Genomic DNA, 21,488 nt, shown 5'->3' with positions numbered 1-21,488 from the left:
CAGACATGGTCACCGCTCGATTTTCGAACCGTGAATCACGCAGCCAAGCGGAAATCAATGGGTCCTGACCCTAGGCACCTACCAGTTTAGTTTGCGCTATATGATTGCAAAGTCAAAGGGCGACGATGGGGCTGATATCACCGCTGGAGCCGCTTCGAGACAAAAATGCAATGCTTGAAACTATTGGAACAATGTCTCACGGCGCGGGCCTTCGACAAGCAGGTGGCGGAGATCGAGATCCGCTTTGCCGTGCTCAACTGCAACACCAATCTTGGCATACCTTTCGTTGAGTCCGTAGGTTAAATCCGCAACGGAAAATGGGAAGTGCGACCCTCAACCAGTTTGTGCAACAAATCCGGAAGCTTGCATCAATTGCGCGCGATATATGTCACTTATCAAGTTCCTTCGCGGATCATATCTGCCGCTTTCTCTGCAATCATCACAACCGGTGAAGCCGTATTGCCGGATACGATTTTTGGCATGATAGATGCGTCAACCACCCGTAATCCCGACAGTCCATGCACCTTGAGATCCGCGCCGACCACAGCAGATGTATCCGAGCCCATTTTGCAGGTGCCGACAGGGTGGAAAATAGTTGTGGCGATATCACCTACACCTTTCACAAGGTCTTCCTCTGACTCCATCGCCGAGCCCGGCAAGATTTCCTCAGGCTGATAAGATTTCAGAGCGTTCGCCGTCATAATTTGCCGCGCCTGTCGCACGGATTTCGCTGCAACGCGTTTGTCGTTTTCTGTCGACAGGTAGTTCAGGCGAATGTCTGGCTGTGCTTTGATGTCTTTCGCCTGAATATGGCAGGTGCCCACGCTTTCAGGCCGCAGATTGCAGACCGAGACGGTAATCGCCGGGAACGGGTGAAGCGGGTCGCCCAACTTGTCCGTGGACAGCGGTTGCACATGGTATTCCAGGTCGGGTGTGGCCAGATCGGGATTGGATTTTGTAAACATCCCAAACTGGCTGGGGGCCATCGACATTGGCCCTGATTGCGCCAGGCCGTATTGCAATGCAATCTTTGCTTTCCCGAGCAGTGAATTCGCCATCGTGTTCAGGGTTTTTGCGTTCCGGACCTTGAACACAGTGCGGATTTGCAAATGGTCCTGCAGGTTCTGACCGACGCCCTGACTTTCGTGATGCAAGACGATGCCATGTTCAGACAGCACATCGCCCCGGCCCACGCCTGACAATTCCAGAATTTTGGGCGTGTTTATCGCGCCCGCTGCCAGCAAGACCTCGGACCCGGCATAGGCGTCATATTGATCGCCCTTGTGCAGGTAGCGCACGCCCGTCACCTGCTTGCCGTCGAACAACAGCGTCTCGGTTTCAGCATGGGTCAGAACGCGCAAGTTGGGCCGTTTCATCGCCGGGCGCAAAAAGCCTTTGGCCGTGTTCCAACGCACACCGTTGCGTTGATTGACCTCGAAAAACCCGGTCCCTTCGTTGCTGCCATCGTTAAAATCTGCGCGCGGTTGGATGCCAAATTCCTTAGCGCCCTCCTGCACGGCTTTCAGAATGTCCCATTCCAAGCGCTGTTTCGAGACCTTCCATTCCCCTCCGTGCCCATGCATGTCTGCGGGCCCGGCATGGTGATCCTCGGATTTCAAGAAATAGGGCAACACGTCATCCCAACCCCATCCGGCATTGCCCAGCTGCCGCCAATGATCGTAGTCCGCTGCCTGTCCGCGCATATAGATCATGCCATTGACCGAGGTGCATCCCCCCAGCACCTTGCCACGCGGATAGACCAGCGAACGTCCGTTCAAGCCCGGTTCGGGCGCGGTTTTCATCATCCAGTCCGTTCGCGGGTTGCCAATGCAATAAAGATACCCGACCGGTATATGCACCCAGTGGTAATTATCTGAGCCCCCTGCCTCGAGCAGCAGCACCCGCGTATTGGGATTTTCTGTCAGGCGGTTGGCCAGAACGCATCCGGCCGTGCCCGCGCCGACTATGATATAGTCGTAATCCCCATCAAGTTTCCGGACGTCTGTCATGGAGTATTGGTCTTTCTGATTAATATGCGACGACGAGTTTGCCGATCATGCGGCCAGATTCAATGATCGCGTGGGCTTCTTTGATCGTGGCCGCTGACAAGCCATGAAGTGTTTTTTGTTCGGTTGTCCGGATGATGCCATCATCAACCAGACGGGCGACACGTGCCAAAATCTGCCCTTGGCGCGCCATATCTTCTGTGCCGAACAGGGATCGTGTGAACATCAGCTCCCACATCAGCGCGGCGGACTTGCCCTGCAGGGCCGAGATGTCCAGCTTTTCGCTTGTCTCTACGATGGTCCCAATCCGGCCTTGCGGAGCGATAAGTTCGCACATTGCGTCCCAATGCTGCGCCGTGTCGGCATACTGGGTGACGTAGTCCACGTTCTCGTGCCCTGCCGTGCGAACTTGGGCAATTAGATCGTTGTGGTTGACCGTCTGATGGGCACCCATTTCCCGGCACCAGTCAACTGTTTCCGGACGTGAGGCGGTCGCGATCAGGTGCAGTCCGGTCAGCTTGCGCGCCAGTTGGAGAGTTATCGATCCGACCCCTCCGGCCCCTCCAATGACCAATAAGCTTGAAGGCGTTTCGTTTGTCGGCACTTGCAGCCGGTCAAACAACATCTCCCAAGCCGTCAATGATACCAGAGGCAAAGAAGCCGCCGCTTGGGGGCTAACAGAATTCGGGGCCAATGCGGCAATACGATGGTCGACGGCTTGAAACGCGGCGTAGGAGCCAGGACGATTGACATCACCCGCATACCAGACCCGGTCGCCTTTGGAAAAACTGGTGACCTCTGCACCAAGGTCACAAACAATACCCACAGCGTCGTATCCCAGAATGAACGGCTCGGAGTGGTCCTGTTCAGCGGCCGTTCGAATGCGGCGCTTGGCATCCGCCGGGTTTACCGAGATTGCCTCGATCTCGACCAGCAGATCGTTGGGCTGCATGATCGGGTCGGGCAGATTGACGTCCAACAGACTATCGGCGGCTTCAATAGGAAGCGATTTCAGAAATCCCACGGCTTTCATCTTTGCTACCTTTCGATCGAACTCTGTGAAGTCTCCCAAAACCCGCGCATCGCTTCGATCAGCGCAAGGTATTGCGTGTATCGCAGGTCGTAGTGCAATTGCATGGCCGAATTCGGCAGGAACTCGGATTTGCGACGGGTCATCTGGCCAATCGCCTCTTCATATGAACCATATGCACCGGTCGCCACCGACACACCGATGGCCGCACCTAAGGCTCCGGTTTCCTGTGCCTCGGCCACGTAGATAGGGACGCCAAGACAATCGGCGAACATCTGCGGCCAGACCGGGCTGCGCGACCCGCCGCCCGAAAGAACTGCCTGATCGAAGCTGACGCCCGCAGCTTTCAAAACCTCGATATGACGTCGGTGCTCGAACAAAACGCCTTCGAATAACGCGCGCAGCATGTGACCTTCGCCATGCCAACCAGCAACGCCATAGAACCCACCCCTGAAAGACGCCCCCTGCCCCGAACCATAAAGGTACGGATGAAAGAACGGATCATCTGCAGCCGGCTGAACCTCGGCCACCTTGGCGTTGCAGTAACCGAAAGGGTCGTCGTGATGTGCGCCGCGTTCGACGAATTCGCGAACGTACCATTCCAGATTGGCAGCCGATGTGGCACTGGACTCGATATTTATGAACCGTTTCGGCCCAAAGCCAGACACCATGAACAGGTCATCATTGACAGCAGGCGCGTCCGAAAACACCTGATTGATGCTCCATGTGCCTGCGATAATCGAAGCCTCACCCGCGCGCACCACACCCGAGCCCATTGCGCTGGAGACGACGTCGAAAAAGCCCCCGATCACCGGTGTGCCCGTGACCAATCCTGTTACAGCCGCGGCTTCGGCGCTGACGGTCCCGGCAACCTCTGCCGGGTCTATCAGGCGGGGCAGCATCTCACTGGCATCACTCAGCCCGTATAGCGCCAATAAACCATCGTCATAAGTGCAATCGGGCATACGCGTCAGGCCACAGCCCGACATGTCCGAAATATCGCTGACGCGCTCACCAGTCAGTTTATGAGTGATGAAGTCTTTGCACAGCATTACCGTGCCGGTCTGGGCATAGATCTCGGGCCGGTGACGTTTGATCCAAGCCAATAAAACAGGCGTCTGTGACGGCCAGGGCTTTTGCAGGCACAAGCTGTGCAGAGCATCACCTGCCGCGTCGGAAAGTTCTTCGGCCAGTCCTGCGGCGCGGGTGTCCAGAGACTGAATGCCCAGCAGGGCTTCGCCTGCCTTGTCCAACAGGTAAAGCCCGTTGCCGTGGCCTGCGCACCCAACACCTATGATATCGGTCGCGTCGATACCGGCAGTGTCAATGCAACCGGCAATCACCTGCCGCGCATTAACCCACAGCTCATTCAGGTCGCGTTCCACATGCCCCGGTTGTGGGGTCGAGGATTGACCGTCCAGTGCCTGCATCGCAACCGGGCGCCCCCGCAAGTCGAAGAGAACAGCCTTGATGACCGTGTTCCCGGCATCCAGCCCCAATATGTACTGGTTTTCAGCCACGGTTATAGATGTCCCACGCTTCTTCGCCGCCCGCCCGGTTGTGGATCATTGCCATCAAAGCCGCCACAACCGCCTTCGGATTGTCATGCTGATAGATGTTGCGGCCATAGACCATCCCTTGCGCGCCCTGCTCCATCAGGGCTGCTGATTTCATCAACACATTCTGCAGGTCTTCCTTGCCGCCGCCACGCACCAGAACTGGCACGCGCGCGGCCTCGATGACACGATGAAAGTCTTCTGGGTTCTCGGTCGGATCAGCCTTGATGATGTCAGCCCCCATTTCCGAGGCCAAACGCACCAGCGTCACGATCTTCTCGGCATTGCCGTCCACCTGATAGCCGCCGCGCACGTCGTTGGGCAGCATGACCAGAGGCTCAATCATCAACGGCATTCCGTATTTGTCACAAGCCGCGCGTACCCGGCTGATATTCTCGACACATTGGCGGAAAAGCTCAGGTTCGTCAGGCAACATGAACAGGTTGACGACCACGGCAGCGGCATCCATCTCAAGCGCGCCGATGATTGGCTCGTCCGCGTTTTGCAGCATCGACCACATCACCCGATGCCGCTGATCATTATAGGGGTTGCCCATGTCGATCCGCATTACAAGCGCGGGTTTGTCCTTTTCAGGTCGTGACTGCAACAAATCGGCCTGCCCATAGGCACATTGGATCGCATCCGGTTTGGCCCCGACGAGCGTGTCCATGACCCCTGCCATATCCTCAAGCCCGACCATGAAGCTGGGCTCGTTGCAAACCCCGTGGTCGATCGCGACGTCCAGGCATCCACCGTTGGTAAACATCCGGTTCATCCGGGCTTTGGTGCTTACGCGCATTCTGTTCTCCGTTCCTTGTTTCGTGCGGTCAGAGTTGCGGCTGAGACGCCAAAGAACTCAGACAATTCATGGATCAGCGTTTCTTTCTGATCGGTGATTTCTTGTGGGCTAAGCTGGCGTTGTTCGACAAAGATGCGGCACAGCCGGTCCAGCAATGCTTCGGAAATCTGTCCTGTTATGGCCAACGAGGTGCGGCGCAGGACGATGTCGGACAGTGTCTCGACAAACTCGGTGTGCATCAGCCAGATGATTTCGGCCACCGTGTAAGGGCAGTCGACAATCAGAGGTGTGTCCAAAAACGATTGACAGAACAGCGCGACATCATCGGCCTGACTGCCATAATGTTCGATCAGGTGCTGCGCCCGTTCGTGCGTGACGTGGAATTCATCCACCAGCCGGCTTTGCCAAGTGATCGGGTCATCGGGGAACTGAACACCGCCGCCAATGGCCAGCCCAAGGGTGGACGTCCGGCGTGTCGCGCCGAGTTCGGCCAGAACCTCATCGCCCGTTTGCTCTCCGAAGGCGCGGAAAGTCGTCCATTTGCCACCGATCATGCAGAACTGCGGAACTTTCCCATCCAGACGCCGTGTGTAGTGGCCGCGCGAAATCCGGCCGGTAAAATCCTGATCACTGCGTGGTAACGGGCGGATACCGCTATAGCTGAACACCACCTGATCGGCCTCGACCTCAACCCCTGGGAAAACCAGCTGAAGCGAACCGAGGATGTAGTCGAATTCGTCGGGTTCGCACCGCACACGTGCGGCCTTGTCGACGCGGATATCGGTGGAACCTGCCAGCACCTTGCCTTGATACGGAAATACGATGCAGACCCGCCCGTCGGTGTTTTCGAAATAGACCATATGCCCGCCAAGCGCCTGCAAAAGGGTCGGGTTATCGATGATCAGGTGCGAGCCTTTGGTCCCCGAGACCATTTTTTCGTTCGCGCCGCATCCAAAGGCTTGCACAGTATCGTCAAGCCACGCACCGGTTGCGTTCACGATCACTTTGGGCTCAACCGGTATGGTCTTGCCGCTGCGCCGATCCGTGATGGTGTGGGTTTCGCCGTCCCGCGTCATTTCCGCATAGTTCAGGGCGACACAGTCCGGAGCCGCAGCCTGCATGTCCCGGATCATCTCAACGCAAAGCCGCTCCGGATGGGTGATCTGCGCATCGTAATACACCGCCGACCGCGCGGCTTTGGTCGTCAATTCGGGCCAGTCCGAGCGGGTCCGGTTTGCACTATTGAAGTGATGCTTTGGCAGGATACGCCGCTTACGTGTGACCCAATCATAGAGCGTCAAACCAAGTTTGATCGGCACCGCCCCGCGGCTCGAGGGCTTGCCCTGCCAACCGACAAAGCTTGCCGCTGCATTTAACACGCCCGAAAAAACCGACGTAATCGGAATAACCGTCGGCAAAGGCCGCACCATATGCGGCGCGTTCCGCAACAGCGCATCGCGTTCCCGCAGGGATTCACGCACCAGATCGAATTCACCGTTTTCGAGATAGCGCAAGCCGCCGTGGATCATCCGCGACGGGGCCGCGCTGCACCCCGAGGCGAAATCGTTCCGCTCGACCAGCAACACCCGAAGCCCCTGCAAAGCAAGTTCACGATAGACCCCTATTCCGTTCACACCCCCGCCGATCACCACCACGTCAAACGCAGCGTCTTCGCGCAACCGTGTCAGGTTTTGTTGTCTTTGATCTGACATGATGGTCCTGTTCGTAAACGGGCGTTGAGGCTTAGCTGTCCAGATCGCTCAAATGAGCCTGGGCTTGCGTGTTGATCTGGGAAATCTCGGTCTCGGTCAGGCGCAACTGCCCAGCCTTGGCGTTCTCCACCGCCTGCGCTGCATCACGTGCCCCACACAGCGAAAAGGTGATACCGGGTTGCTGAACCGTCCATGCGATCACGGTCTGCGCCAGGGTCGCGCCGTGCGTCTCGGCAATCGGAGCGATGGCCGCCATCAGGTCCGCCACTTTCTGGCGGTTCGCCATAGAAAAGCGTGGATTGTCCTTGCGCTGATCGTCACCCGTGAATTCGCGATCCGGCCCGATCTTGCCGCTGAGCAGACCCAGCGCCAGCGAGGAATAGCTGAGCACTGACACGCCATTCTCACGACAAACCGGCAACAACGTGCCTTCAATGTCGCGCTTGACCATCGAGTATTCTTCCTGAATGGCATCCAGCTGGCCAGCAACAACATAGGCCTTCACCTCATCGACCGAGGTGTTGCTGGCGCCTATGGAACGGATTTTTCCCTGCTGTTTCAAAGTATCCAGCGCTTCCATCGTCTCGGCGATGGGGGTCGTCGGGTCCTGCCAATGGGTGATGTAATGATCGATGTAATCGGTGCCCAGACGGGTCAGGCTTTGCTCGACCTCATGGATGATCGCATCCTTGCCCAAATAACGATGCACCGGTTTTCCGTCATAGTCGAAGAAATGGTTGCCCTTCTGCGTATGCCAGACCAGTCCGCATTTAGTCGCCAGAATAACCTTTTCGCGACGCCCCTTAAGGGCTTTGCCTACGATATCCTCGGCCACGCCCTGCCCGTATGCCGGAGCTGTGTCGATCAGGGTCACGCCCGCATCAACCGAAGCCTGAATCGCCGCGATGGATTTGGCTTCATCCGTACCGCCCCACATCCAGCCACCGATGGCCCATGTGCCCAGCCCGATGACCGAGGCTTGGATCCCCGACGCACCTATTTCGCGTGTCAGCATCTCATGCGACATCCTCATGTTCCTTCCATTTCCTGTATGACTGCGGTCGCTGTGTCTTCGTCCAGGATCAGCGAGTTGAGAAACTTGCCGTTCAGCACCGCCTTGATTGGCAAAACCTTTTCTGCCCCGGTGCTGACACCTATTACCCGCGCACATTGCGCCAGATCGTTTGGAGCCACCGAAACCAATCGAGAATTCAGGGCATAGTTCGAAACCGAGCCGTCGGTTTGGATAAGATGGGCCAGAAACTCTCCGATCACGCCCATTCCCACCAGCATCTTGCGGTCGGCCTCGGGCACCGGATGCAGATCGTAATAGCTGGAACCTTCAGGTTCGATCGAACCGATCCCCACCAACGCGACATTGGCGCGGCGGGCGATATCCAAAACCTCACGGATGGAAGACACCTGTTCCAGCATATCGCGCTGGTCGCGGCTTTCAGCAAACAGCGGCGCATGCAGCAACATGGTTTTGCCGCCCAAACGCTCGGCCATCTGCGTCGCGAGGTGGTTCACGTCGGTATAATACTTACCCTGAATGCCGCCGGTCAAAGGCACTACCGTCACATCAAATGCGCGTTCAACTTCCAGCGCCGCAACCGTTGCGCTGATGGCTTTACCTCCGGTGATCGCGATGACGTCACCATCCCGCAGGGTTTCGACCAGATGATTTGCCGCGGCACGCCCGACCTGTTGCAAGGTCGTCTCGGCACTTCCCGCGACCGATGGGGTTACGATGGCCTCAGTCAGACTCGTCGACCGGGTCAGATCACGCTCTATGTCCATCAGTGTTTCAAACGGGCTTTCCACGTCGATCTTGACCATGCCCATCTTGCGGCCCTGCGTGATCAGGCGATTAACCTTCGAGTTCGATAGATTCAGCGCCCGCGCGATATCGGCCTGTTTCTGTCCTTCCAGATAGTGCAGCACCAGGACGGTGTGGATCTGGCGGATAAGTTCAAAGTCTTTCTTCTTGTCCAACATCACCCGCGCCTCTTGTTCAGATAATGGTCGATGGTGACCGCTGCCAGAAGGATCGAGCCGCGAATAATGTCTTGCCAGTAGACCGACACATCCAGCAGCGCCAGCGAGCTGGAAACCAGTGACAGAAGGATCACACCGAGGATCGCACCCAGGATCGACCCCGAACCGCCATTTAAACTGGCCCCGCCAATGACAGCGGCGGCGATGATAGTCAGTTCAAGTCCCAGCCCGAATGTGGGCTGTGCCGATCCGAACCGCGCCATGTAAATGATGCCTGCCACACCGCAGAGCGTCGAACACAAGGTTGTGGTCAGAAAGATCACCTTTTTGGTGCGAATGCCCGAATAGGCGGCGGCCTTTTCGTTGCTGCCGGTGTAGAACACCTTGCGGAACATGGTCGTGCGCCGCAGCATGAAATCAAAGGCGATGACGAAGACCAAAAAGATCACAATCACAATCGGTATCGGCCCGATGGACCCCTGCCCGATGAACTTGAATTCAGGAGGAAGGGTATACAGGCCCAGCGGTCGCCCTCCGGTGAACAACAAACAGGCACCTCGTGCAATCACCATGATGGCGAGTGAGACGATGAAGTGGTGCAGGCCGACACGGGTGACAAAGAACCCCATAAATGCACCAATGGCCGTACAAAGGGCTATTGCCATGGCCGAGGCCACCCACGGATCTATCCCGCTGAGAAAGAGCCATCCCGCGATCACCATCGCAAGCGCGGTGACCGATCCAACCGATAGATCGATCCCGCCGGAAATCAGCAGGATCGTCATCCCAATTACCAGCAGACCATCGACCGCAAAGGCCATGGACATCGCCCGCATATTGGCCCAGGTCAGAAAGTAGGGCGACGCGAATGACATAATCACAAACAAACCCAGGATAATGACGATCAGCCCAGTCTCACGCATACGCAACATGCGCTTTAGCAGCGGTGCGCTGTCGGATGATCCCGCTGGGGTCAGATTTACAGTGTTGTCCATTTTCGTGTCTCCGCTCATGCGACCGAGTCCTGTGCGTCCATGACCGAGGCCAGGTGCATGATGTTTTCTTCTGTCATCTCATCGCCGGTGGCCTGCCCGCTGATGCGCCCTTCACGCACCACCAGCACGCGGTCACAGACACCAATCAGTTCGGGCAGCTCTGAGGAAATCACGACGATCCCCACGCCTTCGGTCGCTAGTTCGCGCAGAATGCGGTGAATCTCGGATTTCGCGCCCACATCGACCCCGCGGGTCGGTTCGTCGAGAAAAATCAAGCGCGGGTTCACTGACAGCATTTTGGCCAGCGCCACCTTTTGCTGATTGCCCCCCGACAAGGACGACACCGGATCGCTCAGCGATCCGCATTTCAGGTTCAGCTTGTGCCCCAACGCCCTGGCTTGTGCCTCTTCCGTACCGGATTGAATCAGGCCAATCCCATTAGCCACCTGCTCCAGATTCAGGGCGGAAATATTGGCGGCAATCGGCAGATCGAGGAACACGCCGTCCCCCTTGCGGTCCTCGGACAGATACACCATCCCATGCGAGATACTGTCCTGATAATTCCGCAAATTAAGCTTTTCACCGTTCAGCCAGACCTCACCCGTGACATCCCCCTCAAGCTGGCAAATACCCTTGACAATCTCACTACGGCCGGCGCCGATCAGACCGGCGACGCCCAGAATTTCACCCTTGTTCAGTGTGAATGAGACATCGCGAAATCGCGTTGCTTCGGTTAGGTTGCGCACGTCAAGGATAACTTCGTCTGAAGCCGCGTCTTGCTTTTGGGGATAGAGATTGTCGATCACCCGTCCGACCATGGCGTTGACCACATCGCTGGGTTGAATTTCGGCAACGTTTTGCGTGACGATATGCTGCCCGTCCCGGAACACCGAAACCCGGTCGCAATTGTCGAATATCTCGACCATCCGGTGCGAAATATAGATGATCGAAATCCCCTGATCCGCCAGTTTGCGCATGATCCCGAACAAGGTTTGGGCTTCGGCTTCCGTGAGTGCGGCTGTCGGCTCATCAAGGATCAAAATGCGGCATTCCAGCGTCAGGGCTTTGGCGATCTCGACCAGTTGCTGGTTCGAGATCGAAAGATGTTTCACCAGGATCGACGGATCAATATCGCTGAGCTGCCGAAACACATCGACTGCATCGCGTTCCAGTTTTCGATAGTCCATCAGCCAGGACCGGCTGACATTGGTCTTGGCCATAAAGATATTTTCGGCCACCGACACATCAGGACACAGGGCAATTTCCTGATGGACAAAACCAATACCTAGCTGTTGCGCCATTGTGGGTGACGAGATTTTGACCGGGTCGCCGTCCAGCACGATTTCGCCGCTGTCAGGTTGCAATATCCCATCGATCACGTTCATCAGGGTCGACTTGCCTGCGCCGTTTTCCCCTGCAATGGCGTGGATTTCCCCCTTGCGAAGTTCAAAATCAATCCCGCGCAATGCTTTGACCGGGCCAAAGGACTTGCTGAGGTTCGATATCCGAAGGATCACGTCATCTTGCATAGCACCACCGTCTCGGGGACTTGTGTCGGTTCGGGTAGAGAACCGCCCGCAAACTCAATTGGAATTGCGCGGGCGGTTTGTCGGAGGGGGTGCTCCGATCAGGCCGGATCGCGTCCGTCCATGTAGACATTCAGATCAAAGCTGTCGGCATTGTCCTTGGTGATGACCGCAAAGCCATTGTCCATGAACGGGATCTGAACCGGGTTGAAGCCGCTGGTCTTCCAGTCGTTGAAAGGATCAAAAACGTCTGCCCGGTTCGCCAGGTGCACCGCCATGAAACCCATGAAGCCTTGCACACCCTGATTGGGGTTCAGAGACATGTGGATATTGCCTGCACGGATATGCTCCAGCGTGGTCGGCGTCACATCCGCATGCATGATCAGAATATTAGATTTCGCTTCAAGTTTGGCGGCAACCGCACCTTCCGCCGAACCGGCTTCGGGGATCCAGATCGCGGCAACATTCGGGTTGGCCTGAATGATCGATGCAGTCGCGCGATAAGCTGCGTTGCTGTCCTGGTTTGTGGCCTGACGCCCAACCAGTTTCATGTTCGGATAGTTATCCTCCATATACGCGATCAAGGAAGTCACGCGCAGGTCATGGTTCGACTGACCCGGGTTTTCCAGAACCGCATACTCGGCGCTGTCACCCACCTGTTTGACAATCTCTTCCGCGGCAAACTTGGCCTCGGCATGGTTGTCTGACGTAATGTATCCGGTACGTTTAGAATTTGGGCTGTCTGCAGCAAAGGTCACGATTTCCGTGCCGTTATCGATGGCTCGGTTGATCGGCTCGATGAAAGGGTCGGATTGCATCGGGTGCAACAGAACTCCAGCAGGCGATTTCACCAGATCCTGCTCGAACGAGGCGATCTGCTTGGTGATGTCATAGTCTGGCGTGCCCGAGAACACGGTCTCGCATCCAAAGGCTTCGGCTGCCTGTTTGAAGCCCTGATAGACCGGCACCCAATAGGGATGGCCCGAGACCATGACGTTCATAACATAAGTCTCACCCGGCTCGCACATTATGCCCTCGGCCTGCGCTGAGGTGGCTGTGATGCCAGCCACCGCCAAAGCAGCGGACGCGATAATGTTGTTTGCTTTCGAAAAGTTCATGAATTTCCTCCCATCGGAATGCACTTGCTATCGCGATGCGTTGCTCCTCCAGCACCGCTATGCAAGAAATTTCGCCATTTGGTTTTTTTTGCACATTTGATTTCTAGAGGTGTGACGAAAGGGTCGTCAACATGCTCATGGAAAATTGTCAGTTCGCGAAATAAATTTCACTTCGTGGTGCATTATGGGATTGGCGCACTTAACCCAAGCACGCCCAAACCAAACTCTTGGCAACCTTTTGCGAGCAGCTGAAAATGCACTTTTGTGGGAAAATGATCGTTGCGGTAGCGGCGATTCACCGTACATTGGATCAAGTAAAGGCTGCGAATATCCCCAATCGTGGCCATATTTCCAGCAACAAAAGGAAAGTCTCCGTTACGGCGCTGTCGGGAAGGATGTCAAAATTTTCTGACCTCCCTCACGCCTGCTTTTGGCCTAGAAATCGCCGAACGGAAGGTCCGTGTGATCCCGGCCTTCATTGATTGGGTTTTGCTGCAAATAAAGTGCATAGTGAAACTGCCAATCTTGTCACAGCCCACTACCTGGCTCTTGGTCTCGCGAAAATCGTTCTGTCCTTGGGCGTTATCAGTTTTAAAAAACACTGATGGTTACGATGGGTTCGAGCCCGCACTGCAACACCGTGCCGGTTGTGCAAGCAGTTGTACGTTTGTGAAACGACATAGCTCTGCCTGATTGCATAAAAACGAGGTACCCCTGCCCCTTCAGAAACTCAAAGTTCACCGGCCTTGGGCCGAAAATGCCCGGCACTGAACACATGCGCAAAACACCGCAATCCGTCTCTCCAACCCTGGCTGGAGATCATCACCGCATATCAATTCCCCTGAGTGCGAGCCTCAAGCCGTTCCAGATTAACAACTGTCGACAGCATCAAGCGATCGTGGCTCCAATCCTGCGTTTGGCGCACTGACGCCGAGCTGATAGCAAGAATGGTTGCCAATGCTAGGGTCATCCCAAGAAATACAGCAGACAGAGGAGGACTTGCCGTCGACGCTTCGGTCAAGGCAATCACACGCAAACGCAACACATGCTTTGCTTTTGTCCCGTTCACCAAGGCCACATGAAGGATACGTGGGCAGTTCATTGTAAGAGATCGCGAACAGTAATCCAACAAACAGGCCGTATAGTCTTTGGCGTCTATCCCCTTACGCGAGACAACGGATTGATCACAGGCCAACTCGCGCAGTCGGTCAAACTGGTGCTTAATCACCAGATATGCCGGGTTCCAGAACAGTAGCGGGCGCATCAGCTCAAAACCCAGTTCCCACTCCACATCCATGGCACGGATGTGTTGAAATTCGTGTGCCAGAGCGAACCGCAATTCACGCGGTGTATTCAGCAAATGGCTGGGTAAGACGACGTGTCGGCGACGTAGGCCGCGCACAGCGAAGGGTACAGTTATCCTGTCCGACAAACGAATGTCTACCTTGGACGACCGCCGCCAAAGAAAGCTGGATCTCACGGTTTTGCGAATTGCCCATGCATCGCGAAGCACACGAATTGTCAGGAAAGTAGACACCAGAGCGAATGCAATCAAAACGCATGTTACAAGGACAGACGAACCAGAAAGAACGTGATCAAGCCAACGTTCGCGCGTGTTCAGCAGGGTTTCGAACTGCGCAGCCGGCATGGCAATATCACCACGCAAATAGGCTGCCACGGCCAGATCCCCCAGCGCGACTGCGCGTCCAGGCCACAGAAAACCGATAAAGGCCGAGACACCCATGGCCAGCACCGGGCTCAGCACAACACAAATACAAAGTGCTTTGAGCGATCGAAGTTGTGCAACAAACCCATATCGCATCGACGATCGCGCGAATACGACGCGCACCGCCAGCCAGATAAGTGCCGACAATCCAAGTACAACATTGAACTCGAGAAACGCGTCGAGAACCGGTTTAACCGCCGTCATTTTGCAGTCTCCTCTCTACCAGTGCTCGAATTTCCTCCAGATCATCTTCTGTCAGCCCCGCATCGTCGACCAACCTTGCAACCAAAGTTGCGGGGGTGTCGTCGAATAACGTCCGGGAGAGATTTTGCAGCGAACGCGACTGATACCTGTCTTTTTCCAGAAGTGGCCTATAAATCAACGATTTGCCGTTCTTTTCGCTTTCTACAAATCCCTTTTCATCGAGAATGCGCAAAATTGTTGCGCCGGATGTGTAGGCCAGATTTCGATCCGGCGCCAAACGATCAAGAACATCTCGGACCGAGCCCTGACCCAGCGCCCAGAGTTCGTTCATGAACTCAAGTTCCACTTCAGTCAGTAAGTTCGTAGTTTTTTTCTTTCGCATCAGTCTCGGTGTCGCCATTTATTAGTATGCCTGACAGACAAGCATCCTTTCACTGTTTCGCAAAGCCTAAACTTTCCAGAAGACGAAGATGCCCCAACCGATGGACAAAAACAGCGGCGTCCAAACCGGTTGCCCAACCAATCCGAGCCAGGCCAGAAAGATGTAGGCCGAGCCCAGAAGCGTGATGAAGAGACGATCGCCGAGCGTGGTGGTCAGACCCAACACGCCGCGCCGCTCAATCCCGTCGCGATACTTGAAGCCTTCGAGAACGCCAATCAGCGCGATGGCTGAGAATATCCCAACGAAAACTGCAAGTGTCGCAGGCGTCCAGGCCATCCAGAAATCGGGCCACAAAGGGTCGGTCCAGGAAAATCCCTTTTCCTCTTGTTGGCCAACGTTGCCCCATCCGGTCTGAGCCTGAGCCAAGGCCGTCGTAGGTACGAAGGGGAGGATGAGAAGAAGTTTACGCATATCGAACCTCACACACGACCCATCGCGAAACCGCGCGCGATGTAGTTGCGGACAAACCAAATGACGATGGCTCCGGGGATGATGGTCAAGGTTCCGGCAGCGGCCAGCAGGCCCAGCTCGTACCCGGCGCTGGAGGCAGTACGCGTCATCACGGCCGCGATGGGTTTAGCCTCGACCGCAGTCAGGGTTTTGGCCAACAGCATCTCGACCCACGAAAACATGAAGCAGAAGAAGGCCGCGACACCAACACCCGCTTTGATGTTCGGCAGGAAAATCGTCACGAAGAAACGTGGGAACGAATACCCATCCACATAGGCGGTCTCATCCAGTTCTTTGGGAATGCCGCGCATGAAACCTTCCAGGATCCAAACAGCCAACGGCACGTTGAACAGTGTATGGGCAAGTGCCACGGCTAGATATGTGTCGAACAGACCGATGGACGAATATAGCTGGAAGAAGGGCAGCGCGAACACCGCGGCCGGCGCCATACGGTTGGTCAGCAACCAGAAGAACAACTGCTTGTCGCCAAGGAACCGATACCGAGAGAACGCATAAGCGGCTGGCAAGGCAACACACACCGACAGCACTGTGTTGATCGTCACGTAAGCTATCGAATTGATGTAGCCCCAATACCACGTCGGGTCCGTGAAGATCGTGACGTAGTTTTCCAGTGTAAAAGTCTGGGGGAATAGGGAAAAGCCCGACAGGATCTCGTTTGTCGTCTTGAAGGACATCGCCACCAGCCAATAGATCGGCAGCATGAGGAACGCGATATAGAGGATCGGGATAAGGGACCGCTTCTTCATTGCGCGTCATCCTTTGTCATCAGAGTGTAGAAGACCCAAGACACCAGCAGCGTGATGGCGAAGTAGATCAGGCTCATCGCGGCTGCAGGGCCAAGGTCAAATTGTCCCAGCGCGATCTTCACAAGGTCGATCGACAGCAAGGTGGTTGAATTGCCGGGGCCGCCGCCGGTCAGAACGAAGGGCTCGGTATAGATGTTGAAACTGTCCATGAACCGCAGCAGTACCGCGATGGTCAGGACTGTTTTCATCTTGGGCAACTGGATATAGCGGAATACCGACCACGGGCTAGCACCGTCGATCTTGGCGGCCTGATAATAGGCGTCAGGGATCGACACGAGGCCAGCATAGCAGAGTAGTACGACCAATGAAGTCCAGTGCCAGACATCCATGATGACGACCGTGATCCACGCCGACAGCGGCTGCTGCGTCATGTCATAGTTGATGCCCAAAACGTCATTTAGGAAATAGCCCAGCAAGCCGATCTTGGGCAGGGTAAAGATATTCCACATCGAACCTACAACGTTCCACGGGATCAGCATCGGCAGAGCCATGAGAACCAGACAAACAGGAACCCAGAACCCTTTGCGCGGCATCGACAGGGCCACAATGATGCCAAGCGGCACCTCAATCAGCAGGATCAGGAAAGTGAACAGGAACTGCCGTCCAAGCGCAGCCTGAAACCGGTCGGAACGCAGGATCTGTTCGAACCAGCCCAGTCCCTCCCAGAAGAACTGGTTGTTGCCGAAGGTTTCCTGCACTGAGTAGTTGACCACCGTCATCATCGGCACCAGCGCATTGAAGGCGACCAGTGCCAGAACCGGTAAGACAAAGAACCATGCCTTTTGGTTTTCCGTTCTCATTGTGCCCGCTCCTCGCTTGCGATCCAGCCGTCGCGGTAGACGCGCGATTGTTCAGGTTTGAATTGCAGGAAGACTTGTGATCCCGGTTCCGGGACACTGTGTTCAGTTACTGCTTTTAGGGCCGTGTTACCGACCATGGCGCTGACCACGTAGTGACGGCCAATATCCGAGACCTTTGTTACATGTGCAGGGATACCTGTGTCACCGAACCCAACATATTCGGGGCGGATGCCCAGATCGGTTCGACCGCCATCACCATGGGTCGGACCTTCCAGCATCACTTCGTGACCTTCGAAAACGGCGCGGTCGCCCTTGGCTTCACAGGGCAGAACGTTCATGCCAGGTGAGCCGATGAAGTGACCAACAAAAGTGTGCTGGGGCCGCTCGAACAGCTCAACAGGCGTGCCAATTTGAACCACTTCGCCATCCTGCATCACGACCACTTCGTCCGCGAAGGTCAGCGCCTCGGTCTGGTCATGGGTCACGTAGATCATCGTGGCTTTGACGCGCTGATGTAGTTCTTTCAGTTTCGACCGCAGCTTCCATTTCAGGTGTGGGTCGATCACAGTCAGCGGTTCGTCGAACATCACCGCATTTACGTCGTCGCGGACCAGACCGCGACCCATCGAGATCTTCTGTTTGTTGTCCGGGCTGAGTCCTGACGCTCGGGTCTTGAGCAACTCAGTGACATCCAGCATCTCGGCAATCTCATCAACGCGACGTTTGATCGTCGCCGTATCAACACCTCGGTTTTTGAGCGGAAACGCCAGGTTTTCACCCACGGTCATCGTGTCGTAGATCACCGGGAACTGGAATACTTGCGCGATATTACGCTGGTCAGGCGGCAGAGCTGTCACGTCGCGATCATCGAACAGGATCTGGCCCTCGGACGGCATCAACAAGCCCGAGATGATGTTCAACAACGTGGACTTGCCACAACCCGACGGCCCCAGCAGTGCATATGCCCCACCATCGCGCCATGTCACGTCGATTTCCTTCAGCGCATAGTCTTCCGGACCTGCCGGCGTCGGCATATAGCTGTGTTTTAGGTTTGAAAGCTTGATCTGTGCCATGTCAGGCCACCCTTTTGCCGTCTTGGCCGAAATACCGGCAATGGGCCGGGTTCATATAAAATCGGTGATCTTCGCCCACCCGATAAGGGTGCACGCCTGCCGCCAAAGAGACCCAAGCATCATCCCCGTGCTGGAAGTGCGCGCTGGAATCCGAACCCGACAGCTCTGTGACAATCACCCGACCGGTCAATTCCACATCCGCATCCGAGGTGCGGATTGGTGTCACTCGGTGCGGCCGCACTGCGACCATGTACTCGCCATCGGTCATATCCGCGACCTGCCAGCCACCTCCACCCGCCAATCGCGCTTGTGCGCCGGACACGGTGACGCGGGCCACATTGATCGGCGGGTCTGAGAACACGCGCGCAGCGGCAATATTCTCTGGGTTGCGATAGATATCAGCCGTCGGGCCGAATTGCGTAACGCGACCGTCTTCCATAAGGGCGGTATATCCACCCAAAAGCAACGCTTCCTCGGGTTCCGAGGTGGCGTAAACCACCACGGCACCGCGACCGGCGAACAGGTCGGGCAGTTGCTCGCGCAGTTCTTCGCGCAGCTTGTAGTCGAGGTTCGCCAGCGGTTCATCAAGGAATACGGCGCGGCTTTCTTTCGCGATGGCACGGGCCAGTGCGGTACGTTGTTGTTGTCCGCCTGACAGCTCATGCGGTCGGCGATGCAACATAGGGCGCAGTTGCAGCAAGTCGGCGGCCTCTTCCACGCGCCCTTCAATCTCGGATTTCGCCATCCCAGCCACACGCAACGGCGAGGCGATGTTGTCAAAAACAGTCATATGCGGATAGTTCACGAAGAACTGGTGCACGAGGCTGATCTGCCGCTTTTGCGTGTTCAGCCTTGTGACGTCCTGCCCGTCCATCAGCACCTTGCCCGAGGCGATCGGGTCCAGCCCGGCCATCATCTTGATCAGAGAGGTTTTGCCCGATCCCGTCGCGCCCAGCAGCACATTGAAATGGCCGGTTTGCAGCGTCAGGGTCGTGGGCTTGATATGGATAACGTTGCCAACGCGTTTGGTGGCATCTTGTAGTTCGATCATGTCCGTGGGTTCCGGTTCTTCAGTGCGTCGCACTGGTCTTGAGGTGGGGATGCCTGAAACGGCATCCCCGGGTTTCAATGGCTTACTGAGACTGCCAGCGCTGAACCAGTTCGTCATAGTTGACGGTTTGGCCCTGCGGCTTTTCGTTCTCAAGCTTGGCTTTGGGCGAGCCTGCTTTTTCCAACCAGAACGACGCATCCTGCGGTTCGTTCAAGCGGGGACCACAGCCACCGTAGACACCGGCGCTTTCATCCGCGGCCTGCATGCGGGCCATGGTGATGTCCATCTCTTCGGCCAGACGGTCCATCGCCTCTTGCGGGGTGAAGGCCCCCGAGTTCACGTCACCGATCTGCTGCCACCAGATCTGGGCCAGCTTCGGATAGTCCGGCACGTTGATGCCGGTCGGCGACCATGCCACACGGTCAGGCGAGCGGTAGAACTCGACCAGACCACCCAGCTTGGGTGCGCGTTCGGTGAACGACTCGTGGTTGACCGAGCTGTCGCGGATGAAGGTCAGACCCACATGGGACTTCTTCACATCGACAGTCTTGGACGTCACGAACTGGGCATAGAGCCAGGCCGCCTGAGCACGATCCGCAGGGGTCGACTTCAGGAATGTCCAGGAACCCACGTCCTGATACCCAACCTTCTGACCGTCTTCCCAGTAGGGGCCGTGCGGGCTGGGCGCCATCCGCCACAGCGGCGTGCCTTCGTCATCCACGGTGTTGTTGCCTTCGGACTTCGGCTTCACCATGTCGGCGGTAAAGGCTGTGTACCAGAAGATCTGCTGGGCCACGTTGCCTTGGCTGAGCGCCGGCAGCGACTGATAGAAGTCATAAGACGCCGCACCCGGAGGCGCATAGTTCCGCAGCCATTCATCCCATTTGCGGATTGCGTAGACCGCGGCCGGACCGTTTGCAGCACCACCGCGCGACACCGAAGCGCCAACAGGGTTACAGGTGCCCGCTTCCATGCGGATGCCCCATTCGTCGACGGGGATACCGTTTGGCTCGCCTTTATCACCTGCACCAGCCATCGACAGCCATGCATCAGTCATACGCCAGCCCAGGTCGGGCGCACGCTTGCCGTAATCCATGTGACCGTAGATCGTGGTGCCGTCGACTTCTTTTACGTCGTTGGTGAAGAAATCTGCGATGTCCTCGTAAGCTGACCAGTTGACCGGAACGCCCAGGTCATAGCCATACTTCTCTTTGAACGCGGCTTTGTTGGCCTCATCATCGAACCAGTCCTTGCGGAACCAATAGAGGTTTGCGAACTGCTGGTCGGGAAGCTGATACAGCTTGCCGTCCGGGCCGGTGGTGAACTGAATGCCCATGAAGTCATCCAGATCCAGCGTCGGTGAGGTCGTACCGGCCCAGTCGCCACCCATCATGTCGGTCAGCGGATAGGCCAGCTGCAAACGCGAATGCGTGCCGATCAGGTCACTGTCGTTGACATAGCCGTCATACAGGTTCCGGCCGGTCTGCAACTGGGTCTGAACCGCCTGAACCACTTCGCCTTCACCAAGGATTTGGTGGTTGACCTTGATGCCGGTGATTTCCTCGAACGCCTTGGTCAGGACCTCGGATTCGTAAGAGTGTGTCGGGATGCCTTCGGACAGGACGTTGATTTCCATGCCAGAGTAAGGCTGTGCAGCTTCGATGAACCACTGCATTTCCGACATCTGTTCGTCTTTCGACAACGTCGATGGCTGGAATTCATCGTCGATCCAACGTTGTGCTGCGGCTTCGTCGGCCCAAACGGGACCGTGCCCCGCAATGACGGCCACAGCCGCCACTGCGGAAAGTAGATGTCTCCGCATCTCTTTCCTCCCAAAAAATTATGGTTTTCCGGCGCAAACCGGATAGCAGACAGCATCAGCGATTTTCTGCGCGCCTGTCAAACTAAATTTTTAGTAAATAGATAAATCCAGCATAACTATTTAATAATAATCTATATTTCAAACAAGCTAGCGTATCTACCAACGGCAGGAAAGTGCCCGATCATCGTAAAAAACACCCTGCGGGAAGATGCTTAAGCTTACAAAAACCATTGTCGAGGATATGAAACCGTTCACGATACATATCCCGTGCTTCGCCACACCCTCGAGCCAATAGAAGACGCCATTCTCATCTGGATCTCCCGGTAAAACGCGCGAAATTTTTTTTGAAAGAA

Annotated in this window: 18 protein-coding genes and 1 pseudogene; 1 reads left to right on the top strand and 18 read right to left on the bottom strand. The window is 56.1% G+C overall.

Annotation, left to right across the window (positions count from 1 at the left end):
- Positions 1-135: 135 nt before the first annotated feature.
- Positions 136-303 (top strand): annotated as a pseudogene (locus tag AC2FLA_RS15055) (IS5/IS1182 family transposase); the annotation flags it as partial.
- A gap of 92 nt (positions 304-395) precedes the next feature.
- On the opposite strand, the gene AC2FLA_RS15050 reads toward AC2FLA_RS15055, so the two are convergent.
- From AC2FLA_RS15050 to AC2FLA_RS14965, 18 genes are all read right to left on the bottom strand, one after another.
- Positions 396-2,009 (bottom strand): GMC family oxidoreductase, encoded by a 1,614-nt coding sequence (locus tag AC2FLA_RS15050; protein ID WP_496723220.1) that lies wholly within the window; start codon positions 2,007-2,009, stop codon positions 396-398.
- A gap of 19 nt (positions 2,010-2,028) precedes the next feature.
- On the bottom strand, positions 2,029-3,039 hold the full coding sequence (locus AC2FLA_RS15045; protein ID WP_496723219.1) for a zinc-binding alcohol dehydrogenase family protein: 1,011 nt from the start codon (positions 3,037-3,039) through the stop codon (positions 2,029-2,031).
- A 5-nt stretch (positions 3,040-3,044) separates the two neighbouring features.
- The gene (locus AC2FLA_RS15040; RefSeq protein ID WP_496723217.1) at positions 3,045-4,556 is read right to left on the bottom strand and encodes an FGGY-family carbohydrate kinase; all 1,512 of its coding nucleotides are present in this window, start codon (positions 4,554-4,556) and stop codon (positions 3,045-3,047) included.
- Complete coding sequence (locus AC2FLA_RS15035) at positions 4,549-5,391, bottom strand: class I fructose-bisphosphate aldolase (RefSeq protein WP_496723216.1); 843 nt, start codon at positions 5,389-5,391, stop codon at positions 4,549-4,551. The genes AC2FLA_RS15040 and AC2FLA_RS15035 overlap by 8 nt, the downstream gene beginning before the upstream one ends.
- A complete protein-coding gene (locus tag AC2FLA_RS15030) occupies positions 5,382-7,103 on the bottom strand; it encodes a glycerol-3-phosphate dehydrogenase/oxidase (RefSeq protein ID WP_496723214.1) in 1,722 nt (573 codons plus the stop codon). Before AC2FLA_RS15030 ends, AC2FLA_RS15035 begins: the two co-directional genes overlap by 10 nt.
- A gap of 31 nt (positions 7,104-7,134) precedes the next feature.
- Positions 7,135-8,136 (bottom strand): aldo/keto reductase, encoded by a 1,002-nt coding sequence (locus tag AC2FLA_RS15025; protein WP_496723213.1) that lies wholly within the window; start codon positions 8,134-8,136, stop codon positions 7,135-7,137.
- Positions 8,133-9,101 carry a sugar-binding transcriptional regulator gene (locus AC2FLA_RS15020; protein WP_496723211.1) on the bottom strand — a complete coding sequence of 323 codons (969 nt, stop codon included), beginning with the start codon at positions 9,099-9,101 and terminating at the stop codon, positions 8,133-8,135. The genes AC2FLA_RS15025 and AC2FLA_RS15020 overlap by 4 nt, the downstream gene beginning before the upstream one ends.
- Positions 9,101-10,114, bottom strand: coding sequence for an ABC transporter permease (locus AC2FLA_RS15015; protein ID WP_233494861.1), 1,014 nt, complete (start codon positions 10,112-10,114; stop codon positions 9,101-9,103). The genes AC2FLA_RS15020 and AC2FLA_RS15015 overlap by 1 nt, the downstream gene beginning before the upstream one ends.
- Positions 10,111-11,625, bottom strand: coding sequence for a sugar ABC transporter ATP-binding protein (locus tag AC2FLA_RS15010; protein WP_496723209.1), 1,515 nt, complete (start codon positions 11,623-11,625; stop codon positions 10,111-10,113). Before AC2FLA_RS15010 ends, AC2FLA_RS15015 begins: the two co-directional genes overlap by 4 nt.
- Before the next feature lie 98 nt (positions 11,626-11,723).
- Positions 11,724-12,740, bottom strand: a complete 1,017-nt coding sequence (locus AC2FLA_RS15005; protein ID WP_496723207.1) for a substrate-binding domain-containing protein — start codon at positions 12,738-12,740, stop codon at positions 11,724-11,726.
- Positions 12,741-13,572: 832 nt separating this feature from the next.
- Positions 13,573-14,670, bottom strand: a complete 1,098-nt coding sequence (locus tag AC2FLA_RS15000; RefSeq protein WP_496723206.1) for a M56 family metallopeptidase — start codon at positions 14,668-14,670, stop codon at positions 13,573-13,575.
- A complete protein-coding gene (locus tag AC2FLA_RS14995; protein WP_113790821.1) occupies positions 14,657-15,052 on the bottom strand; it encodes a BlaI/MecI/CopY family transcriptional regulator in 396 nt (131 codons plus the stop codon). Before AC2FLA_RS14995 ends, AC2FLA_RS15000 begins: the two co-directional genes overlap by 14 nt.
- Before the next feature lie 66 nt (positions 15,053-15,118).
- Positions 15,119-15,523 carry a DUF2160 domain-containing protein gene (locus tag AC2FLA_RS14990; protein ID WP_496723204.1) on the bottom strand — a complete coding sequence of 135 codons (405 nt, stop codon included), beginning with the start codon at positions 15,521-15,523 and terminating at the stop codon, positions 15,119-15,121.
- An 8-nt stretch (positions 15,524-15,531) separates the two neighbouring features.
- Positions 15,532-16,329 (bottom strand): carbohydrate ABC transporter permease, encoded by a 798-nt coding sequence (locus tag AC2FLA_RS14985; RefSeq protein ID WP_170415418.1) that lies wholly within the window; start codon positions 16,327-16,329, stop codon positions 15,532-15,534.
- Complete coding sequence (locus tag AC2FLA_RS14980; protein ID WP_058274620.1) at positions 16,326-17,189, bottom strand: carbohydrate ABC transporter permease; 864 nt, start codon at positions 17,187-17,189, stop codon at positions 16,326-16,328. The genes AC2FLA_RS14985 and AC2FLA_RS14980 overlap by 4 nt, the downstream gene beginning before the upstream one ends.
- Positions 17,186-18,262, bottom strand: coding sequence for an ABC transporter ATP-binding protein (locus AC2FLA_RS14975; protein ID WP_496723202.1), 1,077 nt, complete (start codon positions 18,260-18,262; stop codon positions 17,186-17,188). The genes AC2FLA_RS14980 and AC2FLA_RS14975 overlap by 4 nt, the downstream gene beginning before the upstream one ends.
- A gap of 1 nt (position 18,263) precedes the next feature.
- A complete protein-coding gene (locus AC2FLA_RS14970) occupies positions 18,264-19,313 on the bottom strand; it encodes an ABC transporter ATP-binding protein (RefSeq protein WP_496723201.1) in 1,050 nt (349 codons plus the stop codon).
- An 82-nt stretch (positions 19,314-19,395) separates the two neighbouring features.
- Positions 19,396-21,135, bottom strand: a complete 1,740-nt coding sequence (locus tag AC2FLA_RS14965; RefSeq protein WP_496697747.1) for an ABC transporter substrate-binding protein — start codon at positions 21,133-21,135, stop codon at positions 19,396-19,398.
- Between the last annotated feature and the right edge of the window lie 353 nt (positions 21,136-21,488).

It is taken from the genome of Ruegeria sp. CDSA033 (assembly GCF_059612305.1).
Note: the sequence above shows the minus strand (reverse complement) of the source record. Positions and strands in the feature narration are given on the sequence as shown.